Source organism: Capillimicrobium parvum (assembly GCF_021172045.1).
In the GTDB taxonomy this organism is placed as follows: Bacteria; Actinomycetota; Thermoleophilia; order Solirubrobacterales; family Solirubrobacteraceae; genus Capillimicrobium; species Capillimicrobium parvum.
Genome location: NZ_CP087164.1, coordinates 1,353,836 through 1,368,165, shown reverse-complemented (window position 1 = coordinate 1,368,165; position 14,330 = coordinate 1,353,836). Strand labels below are relative to the sequence as shown.

Annotated in this window: 15 protein-coding genes; 11 read left to right on the top strand and 4 right to left on the bottom strand. The window is 71.7% G+C overall.

All coding sequences use genetic code 11. The features are described 5' to 3' along the window. Window positions 1–27: 27 nt before the first annotated feature. The 3 genes from pgl to egtD are packed head-to-tail and all read left to right on the top strand — an operon-like array spanning window position 28 to window position 2,835. Complete coding sequence (gene pgl, locus DSM104329_RS06730; RefSeq protein ID WP_259314632.1) at window positions 28–726, top strand: 6-phosphogluconolactonase; 699 nt, start codon at window positions 28–30, stop codon at window positions 724–726. Window positions 727–763: 37 nt separating this feature from the next. Further along, window positions 764–1,900 (top strand): SUMF1/EgtB/PvdO family nonheme iron enzyme, encoded by a 1,137-nt coding sequence (locus tag DSM104329_RS06725; RefSeq protein WP_259314631.1) that lies wholly within the window; start codon window positions 764–766, stop codon window positions 1,898–1,900. Continuing rightward, window positions 1,897–2,835: an L-histidine N(alpha)-methyltransferase gene (gene egtD, locus DSM104329_RS06720; protein WP_259314630.1), complete on the top strand. Its 939-nt coding sequence runs from the start codon at window positions 1,897–1,899 to the stop codon at window positions 2,833–2,835. Before DSM104329_RS06725 ends, egtD begins: the two co-directional genes overlap by 4 nt. A 15-nt stretch (window positions 2,836–2,850) precedes the next feature. Here egtD and DSM104329_RS06715 read toward each other — a convergent pair whose 3' ends face one another. Beyond that, the gene (locus tag DSM104329_RS06715) at window positions 2,851–3,183 is read right to left on the bottom strand and encodes a cupin domain-containing protein (protein WP_259314629.1); all 333 of its coding nucleotides are present in this window, start codon (window positions 3,181–3,183) and stop codon (window positions 2,851–2,853) included. Window positions 3,184–3,222: 39 nt separating this feature from the next. Here DSM104329_RS06715 and DSM104329_RS06710 point away from each other — a divergent pair, with 39 nt between their 5' ends. The 3 genes from DSM104329_RS06710 to DSM104329_RS06700 all read left to right on the top strand — a co-directional run bounded on the left by DSM104329_RS06710 (window position 3,223) and on the right by DSM104329_RS06700 (window position 6,672). After that, on the top strand, window positions 3,223–3,990 hold the full coding sequence (locus tag DSM104329_RS06710; protein ID WP_259314628.1) for an SDR family NAD(P)-dependent oxidoreductase: 768 nt from the start codon (window positions 3,223–3,225) through the stop codon (window positions 3,988–3,990). 66 nt (window positions 3,991–4,056) lie between these two features. Next, complete coding sequence (cofH, locus tag DSM104329_RS06705) at window positions 4,057–6,267, top strand: 5-amino-6-(D-ribitylamino)uracil--L-tyrosine 4-hydroxyphenyl transferase CofH (RefSeq protein ID WP_259314627.1); 2,211 nt, start codon at window positions 4,057–4,059, stop codon at window positions 6,265–6,267. Between the two features lie 15 nt (window positions 6,268–6,282). Beyond that, a complete protein-coding gene (locus DSM104329_RS06700) occupies window positions 6,283–6,672 on the top strand; it encodes a cupin domain-containing protein (RefSeq protein ID WP_259314626.1) in 390 nt (129 codons plus the stop codon). A 20-nt stretch (window positions 6,673–6,692) separates the two neighbouring features. Here DSM104329_RS06700 and DSM104329_RS06695 read toward each other — a convergent pair whose 3' ends face one another. Then, window positions 6,693–7,271 carry a reverse transcriptase-like protein gene (locus DSM104329_RS06695; protein ID WP_259314625.1) on the bottom strand — a complete coding sequence of 193 codons (579 nt, stop codon included), beginning with the start codon at window positions 7,269–7,271 and terminating at the stop codon, window positions 6,693–6,695. A gap of 75 nt (window positions 7,272–7,346) precedes the next feature. Here DSM104329_RS06695 and DSM104329_RS06690 point away from each other — a divergent pair, with 75 nt between their 5' ends. From DSM104329_RS06690 to DSM104329_RS06675, 4 genes are all read left to right on the top strand, one after another. Continuing rightward, complete coding sequence (locus tag DSM104329_RS06690; protein WP_259314624.1) at window positions 7,347–8,114, top strand: alpha/beta fold hydrolase; 768 nt, start codon at window positions 7,347–7,349, stop codon at window positions 8,112–8,114. Between the two features lie 546 nt (window positions 8,115–8,660). Continuing rightward, complete coding sequence (locus DSM104329_RS06685; protein ID WP_259314623.1) at window positions 8,661–9,392, top strand: DUF4389 domain-containing protein; 732 nt, start codon at window positions 8,661–8,663, stop codon at window positions 9,390–9,392. Between the two features lie 305 nt (window positions 9,393–9,697). Beyond that, window positions 9,698–10,318, top strand: coding sequence for a hypothetical protein (locus tag DSM104329_RS06680; RefSeq protein WP_259314622.1), 621 nt, complete (start codon window positions 9,698–9,700; stop codon window positions 10,316–10,318). Next, the gene (locus DSM104329_RS06675; protein WP_259314621.1) at window positions 10,318–11,307 is read left to right on the top strand and encodes an NAD-dependent epimerase/dehydratase family protein; all 990 of its coding nucleotides are present in this window, start codon (window positions 10,318–10,320) and stop codon (window positions 11,305–11,307) included. The genes DSM104329_RS06680 and DSM104329_RS06675 overlap by 1 nt, the downstream gene beginning before the upstream one ends. A 276-nt stretch (window positions 11,308–11,583) precedes the next feature. On the opposite strand, the gene DSM104329_RS06670 is transcribed toward DSM104329_RS06675, so the two are convergent. Both DSM104329_RS06670 and DSM104329_RS06665 read right to left on the bottom strand, forming a co-directional pair. Then, on the bottom strand, window positions 11,584–12,993 hold the full coding sequence (locus DSM104329_RS06670; protein WP_259314620.1) for a transposase: 1,410 nt from the start codon (window positions 12,991–12,993) through the stop codon (window positions 11,584–11,586). 244 nt (window positions 12,994–13,237) lie between these two features. Next, a complete protein-coding gene (locus tag DSM104329_RS06665; RefSeq protein ID WP_259314619.1) occupies window positions 13,238–13,708 on the bottom strand; it encodes a VOC family protein in 471 nt (156 codons plus the stop codon). A 354-nt stretch (window positions 13,709–14,062) separates the two neighbouring features. Here DSM104329_RS06665 and DSM104329_RS06660 point away from each other — a divergent pair, with 354 nt between their 5' ends. Next, window positions 14,063–14,221 (top strand): hypothetical protein, encoded by a 159-nt coding sequence (locus DSM104329_RS06660; RefSeq protein WP_259314618.1) that lies wholly within the window; start codon window positions 14,063–14,065, stop codon window positions 14,219–14,221. Window positions 14,222–14,330: the final 109 nt, after the last annotated feature.

The window sequence follows — 14,330 nt, the reverse complement described above, 5'->3', positions numbered from 1 at the left end:
CATGCCTCCTCAGCCGGAGCACCACCGATGAGCATCGAGATCGTGCGGGTCGCCGACAAGGAGGCCGTGGCCGCCCACTCGGCCGAGGTCGTCGCCGCCGTCTGCAACGCGACGTCGCGGACGGTCCACGTCGCGCTCGCGGGCGGCACGACGCCCGAGCGCTGCCACGAGCTGCTCGCGCCGCTCGTCTCCGACTGGGGCCACGTGCACCTGTGGCTGTCGGACGAGCGCGCGGTCGGCCCTGACGACGACGACTCGAACTTCAAGATGGTGCGCCGGTCGCTGCTGGATGGCATCCAGATCCCGGCCGGGAACGTGCACCGCGTGCTCGGCGAGCGCGGCGCCGACGACGCGGCGGCGCTCTACCAGGCCGAGGTGCTCGACGCGGTCGTCGCCGGCGCGGACGGCCTGCCGCTGTTCGACGTGATCATGTGCGGCATGGGGCCCGACGGGCACACGTGCTCGCTGTTTCCCGGCCACCCCGAGATCCACGTCGACGACCGCCTGGTCGTTGGCCTCCACGACTCCCCGAAGCCGCCGCCGGACCGGATCACCTTCACGCTGCCGCTCCTGCACGCCGCGAAGCGGCTCATGCTGCTCGTCGCCGGCGAGGAGAAGCGCGATGCGATGGCCAAGGTCGCGGCCGGCCCGGACCCGGCGGTGCCCGCCTCGATGCTCTCGCTCGGCGCCCTCGAGGTCGTCGTGGATGGCGCGGCGGCGCCATGACGCGGAGGCCGCACGACCGGCCCTGTACGTTGTCGGGGTGGCACAGATCCTGGACGGCCGGGCCGGGATGCGGGAGGCGCTGGACGGTGCGCGCGCCCGCACACTCGGGCTGGTCGCGCACCTGAGCGACGAGGATCTCGAGCGGGTCGTCGACCCGATCATGAGCCCCATCGCCTGGGACCTCGGCCACATCGCCGCCTACGAGGACCTGTGGATCGCCCACCGGCTCGGCGGCCTCGACATGCTGCGGCCCGACCTCGCCGCGCTCTACGACGCGTTCGAGACGCCGCGTGCGGTGCGCGGCGACCTCGAGTTCCTGCGCGGGGCCGAGCTGCTCGCCTACCTGGAGGCCGTCCGGGCACGCACCGTGGCGGTGACCGCGCGCGATGGCGCCACCGATCTGCACGAGCTCGTCCTGCGCCACGAGCTGCAGCACACCGAGACGATGCTGCAGACGATGGTCCTCGGCGGGCTGCCCCTGCCGGACGGCTGCGGCGTGCCGGCACCCGTGGCCGGGCGCGACGACGACTGGATCGCCCTCCCCGCCGCCGAGTTCCTGATGGGCGCCGGGCCGGACGGCTTCGCCTACGACAACGAGCGCCCTCGCCACCTGGTGAGCCTGGCCGCCTTCCGCATCGCCCGCCGCCCCGTCACGAACGCGACGTGGCTGACGTTCACCGAGGGCGGCGGCTACGAGCGCCGCCCGTGGTGGTCGCACGAGGCGTGGATGTGGAAGGAGGAGTACGACATCGGCGACTGTCCCGAAGGCGTCCGCACCGGAGATCCGGACGCGCCCGTCGTCCACGTCTCCTGGTTCGAGGCCGACGCCTTCGCCCGCTGGGCCGGCGCGCGACTGCCGACCGAGGCCGAGTGGGAGAGGGCGGCGACCTGGGACCTGGATCCCATGGATGGACCCGGCCAGGTCTGGGAGTGGACCGCCTCGGCGTTCCTGGCCTACCCGGGCTTCCGGGCGTACCCGTACCGCGAGTACTCCGAGCCCTTCTTCGGCGACCGCTATCGCGTCCTGCGCGGCGGCTCGTGCGCCACGCACCCGCGCGTCGCCGGCCCGACGTTCCGCAACTGGGACCTGCCCCAGCGGCGCCAGCTCTTCGCCGGCCTTCGCCTGGCGACCGATCACGAACCGACGAACCCGACCTCCGGGAGGACCGGATGACCGTCGACGTCCATCTCGCGGCCGGCCAGGAGCGCTCGCTGGCCGACGACGTCCACGACGGCCTCACCCGGCCGTTCAAGGAGCTGCCGCCCAAGCACTTCTACGACGCGCACGGCTCGGAGCTGTTCGACCTGATCTGCGAGCAGCCCGAGTACTACCCGACCCGTACCGAGCTGCGGATCCTGCGCACCCGCGGCGCCGAGCTCATGGAGGGCGTCGACGAGCTCGTGGAGCTCGGGTCGGGCGCCACGACGAAGGCGCGCATCCTGCTCGAGGCGGGTCAGGCCGCGCGCTACATCCCGGTCGACGTGTCGGAGACCGTCGTGCGCGCGGCGGCTGACGAGCTGGCCGACCTCGACGTCGACGTCCACGGCGTCGTCGGCGACATCGAGCGCCACCTCGACCGGCTGCCGGCGCCGTCGGGGCGGCGCGCCGTCGCGTTCCTCGGCGGGACCATCGGCAACTTCCCACCCGGCTCGCGGCGGCGGTTCCTGCGGCTGATCGGCAGCCTGCTCGCCCCCGGCGACCGGCTGCTGCTCGGCACCGACCTCGTCAAGGACCCGGCGATCATCGAGGCCGCCTACAACGACGCCGCGGGCGTCACCGCCGAGTTCAACCGCAACGTGCTCGCGGTCGTCAACCGCGAGCTGGGGGGCGACTTCGACCTCGGCGCGTTCGAGCACGTCGCGTTCTTCGACCGCCGGCGCGAGTGGGTCGAGATGCGCCTGCGCGCCCTCGAGCCTCAGGTGGTGACGATCGGCGCGCTCGGGCTGGAGGTCGACTTCGCCCACCGCGAGGAGCTGCGCACCGAGATCAGTGCGAAGTTCACGAGCGAGCGGATCGCCGCGGACCTCGCCGCGGCCGGCCTGACGCTGCGCAAGCTCGCCACCGACCCGCGCGGGTGGTTCGCGGTGACGGTGGCGGAGCGGGCGTAGCGCCGGGGCCGCGCGCTACGCGTTGAAGTTCTTGTCGCGCCCCTCGCCCGGCCAGGGGGCGAGGATGAGCAGCAGGGTGGCGTCCTGCGTCGCGCGGACCTCGTGGCGCTCGTGCGGATCGAAGTGGGCCAGGAAGCCGGCCGACGCGGTGGTCGTCGAGCCGTCCTGCTCGATCTCCACCTCGCCGTGGTGGACGTGCACCCACGCGTGTTCGTACACCTCGTGGTCCTGCAGCATCTCGCCGGCGGGGAGGTTGATCGCGATCGCACGTGCGGCGCCGTCGTCGGAGCGCAGCACCTTCGGCTGATGTGCCTCGACACCAAGCTGCGTGAGGTCCCAGGTTTCCATGGGCCGGACCCTACCCGTGCACCGATAGCGTGACGCGCCATGCGAATCGAAGACAGCGGGGCGCTCGTCGTGGGCGGCGCGTCGGGACTCGGCGAGGCGACCGCGCGCGAGCTGGCCGCCCGGGGCGCGCGCGTGGTGATCGCCGACATCGACGAGGCGCGCGGCAGCGCGCTCGCCTCCGAGCTCGGCGGCGACGCGGCCTTCCGCCCCGCCGACGTCACGCGCCCCGACACGCTCGAGGCCGCGGTCGCCGCCGCGGCGGACGCGCCGGGGGGCCTGCGCATCTCGGTGCACTGCGCCGGCATCGGCTCCGCCGAGCGGATCGCCACGCAGCGCGGCGCCCACGCCCTCGAGCCGTTCGAGCGGGTGATCGCCGTCAACCTCGTCGGCACGTTCAACGCGCTGCGCCTCGCCTCCGCCGCGATGATCGCCAACGAGCCCGACGCGGGCGGCGAGCGCGGCGTCTGCGTGAACACCGCGTCGATCGCCGCCTACGACGGCCAGATCGGCCAGGTCGCCTACTCGGCCTCCAAGGGCGGCGTCGTCGGCCTGACGCTGCCGGCGGCGCGCGACCTGTCGCGCTTCGGCATCCGGGTCTGCACGATCGCCCCCGGGCTGTTCGACACGCCGCTGCTCGCGTCGCTGCCCGAGGAGGCGCGCGCGGCGCTCGGGGCGTCGATGCCCTTCCCCTCGAGGCTGGGCCAGCCGTCCGAGTACGCCGCCCTCGCCGCGCACATCGCCGAGAACCCGATGCTCAACGGCGAGGTGATCCGGCTCGACGGCGCGCTGCGCATGGCGCCCCGGTAGGGGTTTTCACGAGCGCCCGGCGCGACGGTGCCGGGCCGGGGAAGCCGGACCGATACCGTTCCGGCCATGAGGCGTGTCACCTTCTCCCGCAACGTGACGCTGTCGCTGTCGCGGACGTGCGTGTCGCACTGCAAGTACTGCGCGTTCTCGACGCACCGCGCGCACCTGCACACGCCCGAGGAGGTCGAGCAGCTCATCGACCGCGCGGCGCGCCGCGGCATCAAGGAGCTGCTCGTGCTGACCGGCGACGAGCCCGGCTACCACGCCGGCGTGCGCGAGCGGCTGGCCGAGCTCGGGTTCGACGACTTCGTCGGCTACGTGGCGTGGGCGTGCGAGCGGGCGCTGGAGCGCGGGGTGCTGCCGCACACGAACCTCGGGGCGCTGTCGCGCGAGGATCTCGGGCGGCTGCGCGAGGTGACCGCGTCGCAGGGGCTGATGCTCGAGTCGCTGCGCCCGGACCTGGTCGCCCATCAGGGCTCCCCGACGAAGGACCCGCAGCTGCGGCTCGGCACGATCCGCGCGGCCGGCGAGCTGCGCATCCCGTTCACCAGCGGCATCCTCGTCGGCATCGGCGAGTCGCGCCAGGACCGCTTCGACGCGCTCGCCGCGCTGGCCGGCGTCCACGCCGAGCATGGGCATCTGCAGGAGGTCATCCTCCAGAACTTCGTCCCCCATCGCCGCTACTACGGCGAGGAGCCGGCCGACATCGCCACCGAGGCGGCCGAGGAGTACTGGCGCACCGGCCTGGGGACCCACCCGCAGATGCCGCTGCCCGACTGGGCGTGCGAGATCACCATCGAGGACATGCTCGAGCTGGTCGGGGAGTCGCGGCGGCTGATGCCCGACGTCGGCGTGCAGATCCCGCCGAACCTCGCGGACTGGTGGCCGCAGCTGATCGCCGCCGGCGCGACCGACCTCGGCGGGCTGAGCGCCAACGGCGACCACATCAGCCCCGAGCATCCGTTCCCGTCGCCGCACAAGGTCCGCAAGACCCTGGCGCCGCTCGGCTACGCGCTGACCGAGCGGCTGTGCGTCTACCCGCAGTACCTCGACCGCGAGTGGATGGCCCAGGGCGTGCTCGACGTGGTCAAGACGAAGTACTGGAGCTTCATCCCGCGCGGGGCGTCGGGCCGGCGCGAGGAACGCGTCATCCGGCGCGACCTGGTGCCCGCCGCGATCGCCAAGGGCCGCGACGGGGACTGGCTGAGCGAGGACGAGCTGACCGCGCTGTTCGCCGAGAACCGGCCGGAGGCGATCGAGGACATGCGCCAGGCCGCCGACGAGCTGCGCGCCGAGCTGGCGGGCGACACGGTGACGTTCGTCGTCAACCGCAACATCAACGTCTCCAACGTCTGCATCGTGGGCTGCGCGTTCTGCGGCTTCGGCCAGGGCAAGCGCTCGCCGGACGCCTATCAGCATCCCGAGGACGAGTTCCGGGGCCGCATCCGCGACGCGGTCGACTACGGCGCGACCGAGCTGTGCATCCAGTCCGGCATCCACCCCGACTGGTCCTTCGACGACTACCTGGCGTACCTGCGCATCGCCAAGGACGAGGCGGCGCAGCTGCACCTGCACGCCTACAGCCCGATGGAGATCGCCCACATCGCCGACATCTCGGGCCGCCCGCTGCCGGAGATCTTCGCCCGGCTGCGCGAGGCCGGTCTCGGGTCCACCCCGGGCACCGCCGCCGAGGTCCTGCACGACGGCGTCCGGGAGCGCATCAGCCCGAACAAGCTGCCGGTCGCGCGCTGGATCGAGGTCATCGAGGCGTCGCACCGCTCCGGGCTGCGCTCGACCTCGACCGTGATGTTCGGCCACATCGAGGAGCCATGGGAGCTCGCCGAGCACATGCGCGTCATCCGCACGCTGCAGGAGCGCACCGGCGGCTTCACCGAGTTCGTCCCGCTGTCGTTCATCCCGTTCCAGACGCTGCTCGGCCGCACCCACGGCGTCGAGGAGATCTCCCGCGAGGAGAACCTCAAGCACACCGCGGTCTTCCGCCTCGCGCTCGGAAAGACGATCACCAACCTCCAGGCGTCCTGGGTGAAGATGGGCCTCGAGACCGCCACCGAGTCGCTGCGCTGGGGCGTCAACGACCTCGGCGGGACGCTCATGGAGGAGTCCATCAGCCGCCTCGCCGGCAGCTACCACGGCACCCGCCTCGACCCGCCGGAGCTCATCGCCGCCGCCCACGCGGCCGGGCGCGCCGCCGCCGAGCGCACGACGCTCTACGAGATCCGCCGGCGCTACGAGCTGCCGGCCGCCGCCGCGGCGTAGGCCGCGCGGGCGGGCATGGGCCACCGGGTCATCACGCCGCGCGAGCAGGCGTGGCAGACGCGCCCCCACGCCGACGGCGAGCCGGCCCGGCACGTCACGGAGCTCAGCGAGGTCGCGGGAATGCGGCACGTGCGGGCCAACGTCTGGCGCTACGAGCCGGGCGCGGCAGGAAGGCGGCATCGGCATTCCACCCAGGACGAGACGTTCGTCGTCCTCGAGGGCACGCTGTCGATCTACCTCGGCGAGCCGCCCGAGCGCCGGGACGTGCCGGCCGGCAGCCTCGTCCACGTCACGGCGGGCACGCCCCTGCAGAGCGTCAACCACGGCGACGAGGACCTGGTCGTCTACGCCCACGGCTGGCCGCCCGAGGACCATCACGCCGAACTGCTCGACTCGGCGGTCTGATCGCCGGCCCCAGATCCCCCCTACAACTGTGCGATGGCGCCGATCGGATCGAGACAGCGCCGAGGCCAGCGATGGCGCCGGGGAGCGAGCGCGTCGGCGACCAGCGCGTGAGCGCGACCGTTCGCTTCGGCCGGCACCCATGTGAACGCCACCGTGCCGATGCGCTCCGCCGCCTCGCGAACCGCGCGACACAGCTCGCGCAGGCGCGGGTTGGCCGGCTCGTGACGCCCGCTGACCTGCTCGACGACGAGGCGCGCGTCGCAGCGCGCGTCGACGCGGTCCAGTCCGAGGCCGCGCGCGTGCTCGAGGCCGGCCAGCAGCGCGCGGTACTCGGCGACGGTCGCCCCCGCGACGCCGATCGCCTCGCCGTGCGCGGCGAGCAGCCCGCCGTCGGCGGCGACGAGCACGTAGCCGATCGCCGCCGGGCCCGGGTTGCCGCGAGAGCCGCCGTCGCTCGACAGGACCGCGAACCCGGGGCGCGGTGCGCGCGGCGGCGGACCCGTCCGCCGTCCGCCGGCCTTGGCCAGGGCACGCCGCTCGGCGTCGCTGTTGGCACGGCCGCGACGGCGCGGGGGTCGGCGGCGCTGAGGGGCGGCCACGCCGACAACCCTACGCCTGCGCCGCGACGACCGCGGCCGGCAAGCGCGCCGGCCCAGGTGCGAGATGATCGACGCATGCTGCCCCATGACGACGTCGGCGCCGGGCCGCCGGTGGTGCTGCTGCACGCCGGCGTGGCGGATCGCGGGATGTGGGCCGATCTGCTCCCGGCGATCGCCGAGGCTGGGTACCGCGCGATCGCGATGGACCTCCCGGGTCACGGCGATGCACCCGCCGTCGGCGCCGCGCCCCATTCGGCGGTTCTCGACACGATGGACGCCCTGGACGTCGACCGGGCGGTGCTCGTCGGCAACTCGTTCGGTGGCGCCGTCGCCCTGAGGGTCGCCGCCGTGGCTGCGCAGCGTGTCGCGGCTCTGGCGCTGATCTCTGCGCCCGCTCCCGGCGTCGAACCGTCGGCTGAGCTCGAAGCGGCCTGGGAGGCGGAGGAATCCGCCTTCGCGCGCGGCGACATCGCCGCCGCGGTCGCCGCGGTCGTCGACACCTGGACGCTGCCCGATGCGCCACCCGCCCTGCGTGATCGCATCGCGGCGATGCAGCGCCGCGCCTTCGAGCTGGCGGCCCGCGCCGACGACGTTCCGCCCGCAGAGGATCCGCTGGAACCCGATTCGTCAGCGCTCTCGACGCTCGACATCCCGACGCTGGTCGCGGTCGGAGAGCTCGACATGGCGGACTTCCGCGTGGGCGCCGAAGCGCTTGTGCAGCAACTCCGCGGGGCGCGGCTCGTGGTCCTGCCCAAGGCCGGGCACCTCGCGCCGCTCGAGCAGCCCGACGCCTTCCGTGTGTTGCTCCTCGACTACCTGCGCGAGACCGGCGACCGGGGTTAGGTCGAGTCGAGTCGATCAGCCCGGCGGCCCGTACGAGACGACGTCACCACGGGGCCGCGCGATCTCTCCCCACGACAGCCGACGCCGCTCGGCGGGTGGACAGGGCAAGGACAAACGAGTGCTCCCCAGCGGAGGCTGACGAGTGACCGTGTTGCGGCGGCTGGGCGGGCGGCGCGGTCGGCTCATGGTGCTCCTACGTGGCCCGCACCACACGACCAGCGGCGGCGTATGTACGAGCGGCGACCTGGTTGCTCCTGCTTTCACGCGAAAGCAGCAGCGCTGCGCAGCTGGGGGCGACTCTCTCGCAACGCATGGAAAGCAGTAGTCGCCGCAATGTTTAGGTTTTGGCGCGGTCCCGCACAAGGGAGTAGGGTAGGTCGTAGAAGCAGATCAGTGCGCGGCACTTCTGGAGCTCGACGAACGGCTCAATTCCGCCCCGCCTCGATCGACGCTCGCGCTCCTAGCAGCAGCGTAGGTGGCCCTCGGGAGACCTATAAAACGACGGCGCCGCTCGGCGCCCATATGCTGTTTCGAGAGGAGTGCGCCATGAACGGGCACGCCGACACATCGGTGTATCCACTGCGGGTAGAGGGCGAGCTTGATAGCCACTTGAGCCGCTGGCAGTGGCTGGTTAAGTGGGTCCTGGTGATCCCGCACGTCATCGTGCTCGTGTTCCTCTGGATCGCGTTCATCGTGTTGTGGTTGGTCGCGCTCGTCGCGATCCTGTTCACGGGCCGCTACCCGCGCGCGATCTTCGATTTCAACGTCGGCGTACTGCGCTGGTCCTGGCGTGTGGGCTTCTACTCCTATAGCGCGCTCGGCACCGACCGCTACCCGCCGTTCACGCTCGCCGACGTCCCGGACTACCCGGCGCGGCTAAACGTCGAGTACCCGCAGGAGCTCTCACGCGGCCTGGCCCTCGTCAAGTGGTGGCTGCTCGCGATACCGCAGTACCTCATCGTCGGCGTGTTCGCCGGGGGCGCGTGGGCCGGCTTCAACGCGATGAGCGACAACGGGGGATGGACGTCCGGCGGCGGCCTGATCGGCCTGCTGGTCTGCATCGCCGGTGTGGTGTTGCTGTTCACCGGGCGCTACCCCAAGGCCATCTTCGACTTCGTGATGGGGATGAACCGCTGGTGCTACCGCGTCGCCGCCTACGCGGCGCTGATGACTGACAAGTACCCGCCCTTCCGCCTGGACATGGGCGGCCAGGAGTCGGCGCCCGACACCGCCGAAAGCAACGTGGTGACGCCGAAGCCGGGAACGGGGCTCTCATGACCAAGGTTGGGGATCGCCGGGTTCGGGATCCCGGTTCGGCCCGCAGCGCCTCGCGCAGTTCGCTACCCGCCGGCCCTGGCGGGTCCTGGCCGTGTGGGGCGTGGTAGTGCTCGTGTCACTGGGCTTGACGGGGACGCTGCTGGGCTCGGGCCTGACCTCTGACCTGGCTGCCCAACGTGCAGGTCGAAGGACCGCGGCCCGCGCCGCTGCAACCTGCTGCCCCGCCAATACACCGGCGACGGCGTACTGACCGAGACGTCACCGGCTCCGCCCGACCCCCGTCGCGACCACCAAGGAAAGCTGACATGGCCACCCCTCAGACCCTGCCGCGCCCGCAGCGCGCCGCCCCCGCAGAACTCGACACCGCTCCGGCTACTCGCGAGCGGCCGCGCTTCCCTGGCTGGCGGTGGATGGCCGTCTGGCCCGCCTTCCCGATCGCCGGGTACATCGGCTGGAAGATCGGGGGACGCGTAGACGCGATCGACGCCGCGCTGGTCGGAGGCGCGCTCACCGCCGCCGGCCTGGGCGCCGTCCAGTGGTGGGCCGCCAAGGGCGCGCTTGGGCGCGCGGCAGCGTGGATCGGCGCCAGCGCCGTCGGCTACGCCGTCGGGCTCGCGGCCGGTGCCGCGCTGGTCGGTTACGACACCGACCTCGGCTCTCTGGCCGTGATGGGACTGGTCAGCGGCGCGGCGCTCGGCGCCGCCCAAGGGCTCGTCCTCGCGCGACAGGGACGCCGCGCGCTCGCGCTGCCGTGGGCACTTGCGATGCCGGTCCTCTTCGCGCTCGGCTGGTCCGTGGCATCGGTCACCGGCATCGGCGTCGACGACCAGTTCACCGTGTTCGGCGCCGGCGGCGCGCTCATGTTCACGCTGCTCAGCGGCCTCCTCCTCGCGCGCTTTACCCCCGCCCGCACCCAGGCCGGCTGATGGAGATCGTCGACCATGTCGTGCTCGGCGCCGGCGCCGTCGGGATGGCCATCGCCGAGGCGCTGGCCCGACGCGGCGAGTCGGTGCGCATCGTCAACCGTTCCGGGCTGCGCGAACCGGTGGCGGACGTTCAGTCCGTGGCCGGGGACGTCGCCGACCCCGCCTTCGCGGCGTCGGCGACGCACGGCGCTCGCGTCATCTACCAGGCACTGAACCCGCCCTATCACCGCTGGGCGCAGGAGTTCCCCGGCCTGCAAGCAGCGGCGATCACCGCCGCCCAGGCCACCGATGCGCGCCTGGTCGCGATGGACAACGTCTACATGTACGGGCGCGCCGACGGACGGCCGTTCACCGAGGACCGCGGCTACGACGCCCACACCCGCAAGGGCCGCGTCCGCGCCCAGATGGCCCGCGACCTCATGGCCGCCCACGATGCCGGGCGCGTCCAGGTCACCGTCGGCCGGGCGTCGGACTTCTTCGGGCCGCGCGCCGGCCAGCAGTCGCTGATCGGCGACTGGGTGATCCCTCCGGCGCTCGCCGACAAAACCGCTTCGGTGATGGGCGACCCGGACATGCCCCACACCTACACCTTCATCCCCGACATCGGCGAAAACCTCGTCCGCCTCGGCGAACACGACGACGCGCTCGGACGCGTCTGGCACCTACCCAGCCCCGAGACGCGCACCACTCGCGACGTGGTCGCACTCGTCTACCAGGCCGCCGGCACCCGGCCGCGGCTGAAGGTCACGCCCGCGTGGCAGATGCGCGCGCTCGGCCTCGTCAACCGAACGATCCGCGAGATCAACGAGATGCGCTACGAGTTCGACGAACCGTTCATCGTCGACGCCTCCCGCGCCGAAACCGAACTCGGCCTGCGCGCCACGCCCCTCACCGACGCCGTCGACCAAACCGTGCGGTGGTACCGCGCGCAAGAGGTCGCGTCCTCCACCGCAGACCATAAGGGCACGCAGCGCGTCGCGGCACGGTAGACGGCGATGACGACGCAACGATGCGACGACCGAGAGGCGCTTCGGCGCCGCGACGAAGCGACTCACCGACGCCGATGAGCTGAACGGCGTCCAACCGGGCGCGTCAGCCTGCACGTGAGTGCCGCGCCGGCTCACTGCTGCTTTGGACGGAGGGTGTCGCGGAAACTCGCGAGTCTGTCCGGTGCGGCGGCGGTGAGGGTGGCGGTCGGCGCGACTTCGGTGAGTGCCAATCGGCCCGGACGGCCGATGATGTCGCTGATCGGCGTGCGCGGCCGTTCAGGCGGCCGCGAGGTGGTGTTGGTGGAGCTTGAGGAGGTTGTGGGTGGCCGTCAGCAGCCGCCATTCGGATCTGACGGCGGACCGGCCGCGGCGGGAGAACTGGCGGGCGCCGCGGTTGCTTTTGATCTGTCCGAAGACGGGTTCGACGATGCCTTGGCGTCTGAGGTAGAGCTGTTTGCCGAAGTCGGTCGCCAGGACGCGGCGGGTGAAGTCATAGAGACCGCCGCGCCGTCCGGGGCGGGGCTCTTTGCGACGATCGGCGTCCGGGGCGACGAGGACCTGCATGCCCTGGGCGACGATGGCGTCGATCGCGTCGTTCTTCCAATAGCCGGCGTCGGCCAACACCACCCCGGGCGTCTCGCTGACCCCGGCGCCAGCCAGCTCGTGCAGCGTGGTCTCGACCATCGGCTGCAGGCTGGCGGTGTCGAGTGACTCGATGCTGATCTCGGCCGCGAGCACGATCTGGCCTTCGCCGACGACGCCTTGGGCGTTGTAACCCTGCACCCACCCGCGCGTCGTCTTGAGATTGCGCGAGTCGGGGTCGGTGACGTTGATCTTGCCCGCCGGCTCGGCAGGGAGCGGATAAGGCTTGATGTTGTGGCGCGCCCCGGTCATCCGCCGCGAGCCGTCGCTGGCGATGCCGGCCGCATGCCACGCCGCGTGCTCTGAGACGACGTGACGCTCGAGCTCCCAGTCCTGGCGCAGCCGGCGCCGGCACTCGACCAGCCGCTCGGCGCGGTCGCGGGGGATCTTCTTGGCCTGCGCTGCGCGCTCGGCCTCCAGCGCCTGCTTGGCCTCGCGCAACACCTTGCGCCGGTCGCCGCTGGTGCGCAAGCCCTCCGGCAACTCGTCACCGCGCGCCTCGCCGAACAGTTCGTCTTCGGCCGCGTCGATGCGCGCCGCCTCCTCGAGGATCTCGCGGGCGATCTGCTCGTAGGTGCGCGTCGCGTGATGCGTGGCCGCCGCCGCGATCTTCGTGCCATCGACGGCAACGACGCCGACCTTGACCAGGTCGCTGCGCGCGCACAGCGCCAACACCTCACCGAACAAACCGGCGATTGCCGCCTCGTGCCGGACACGGAACCTGGCGATGGTCGCGTGATCGGGTACCCGATTGGCCGTGATCACGCGAAACGCAACGTCATCGTGGCAGCGCTGCTCGATCGCCCGCGCCGACCGAACCCCGATCGCGTAGGCGTAGACGAACAACGCCACCATCATCGCCGGGTCATGCGCCGCCCGGCCCCACCCGTCGTCGCGATAGCCCGCGTAGAACGCCGCCAGGTCCATCTCTGCCACCGCGTCGAGAACGAACCACGCAAGGTGCTCCTCCGGCAACCACTCACGCAGGCTCGGCGGTAGCAACAACTCCTGCTCGCGATCGCACGACAAGAAGTTCTGCGCCATGCCCGAAATCGTCCCGACGCCACCGGACATCACCCCGGTTTGTGCGACACCCTCGACGAGGAGCGGCAGTGGCAATGCTCGAGCGGCGACTGCTGCTCGGCGCGAATTGGGAGAGGCGGCGCGGCATTGGCTTGACGATTCGATCTGCCCCGAAGCGACGGAGGGGTGTGGTGGCCCAGCTCAGTACCGGTGCTCGTCCGTGCGAGAGCCGCCAGCTGAGCGTCGTACGGGACGTGATGGTGGGTCAGGCCGGGGCGTCGGCCTCCTGCACGGACGCCGCGAACGCCTCGGGGCCCTGCTCCACCGCCGCCGGGTCCATCCACATCACCTGCCAGCCGTGACCGTCGAGGTCGAAGAAGCTGCGCGAATACATGAAGCCATAGTCCTCCGCGCCATCCGCCTCGATGCCGCCCGCTGCAAGCGCAGCGGCGCTGACCGCATCGACCTCATCGCGAGATGACACGCTGAAGCAGTACAGCGCCAGCGTGTGGGTCGTCGGATCGGCGATCGGCAGCTTCGCGAGCTCCGCGAACTTCTCGCGGCTGCACAGCATGACGAAGGCCTGCTCGCCGACCAACATGCAGGCGCCCGTCTCGTCGCTGAACAGCGGGTTGAAGCTGAACCCGAGCTTCGCGAAGAACGCCTTGCTGCGCTCGAGGTCCGCGACGGGGATGGTCACGAACAGCATGCGGCCGGGATGTCCGGGATTGGTCATGGTGGGTCTCCAGTCGGCGGCTCGATGGCGTACGTCCTGATAGACCGGCACAGTCGCCAGAACTCATCGGCGGATCTCTGCTTCGCCTCGACCGCGCTTCTGCTTCCGCCTGCCTGCAATCGTGCCGAACGCCGTCTCGCACTAGAGCTTCGCGCGAATCTCGGAACTCACCGGCCTCGACTTCCGCGAGCAGGGATAGGCGGCTCTCCGCCCAGATGGCCCTGCTCGTGAACCGACGCATCAATGGCCAGTAGGCACCTGGGTCGAGGAGTGATGGCTCATCGATGAGCCGTATCTCGCGTTTGGTCTGGCCAACTCGAAGATTGACGCGCCGGGCGATCATCAGGGCTTCCGGTGCTGTTCTGCGAGTCCGACTACGCCGACATCACGCTGGACGCCGTCGCCGGCCGCGGCGGGATGACCGGGCAGACGGTGACCCGGCCGCCGTTCGATCCGTCGTCCGCCACGACGAGCGGATCGGCGGTGATGCGGCAACCGGCTGCAGGTGCATGAGCCCGGTAGACCCGCGACTGGGGCGCGGCGGAGGCGGACAGCGGTGCCACGAGCTCGGCTCGGCTCGCGCGTCAGAGTCTCGACTTGCCGCGCGTAGTGACCGGCGATG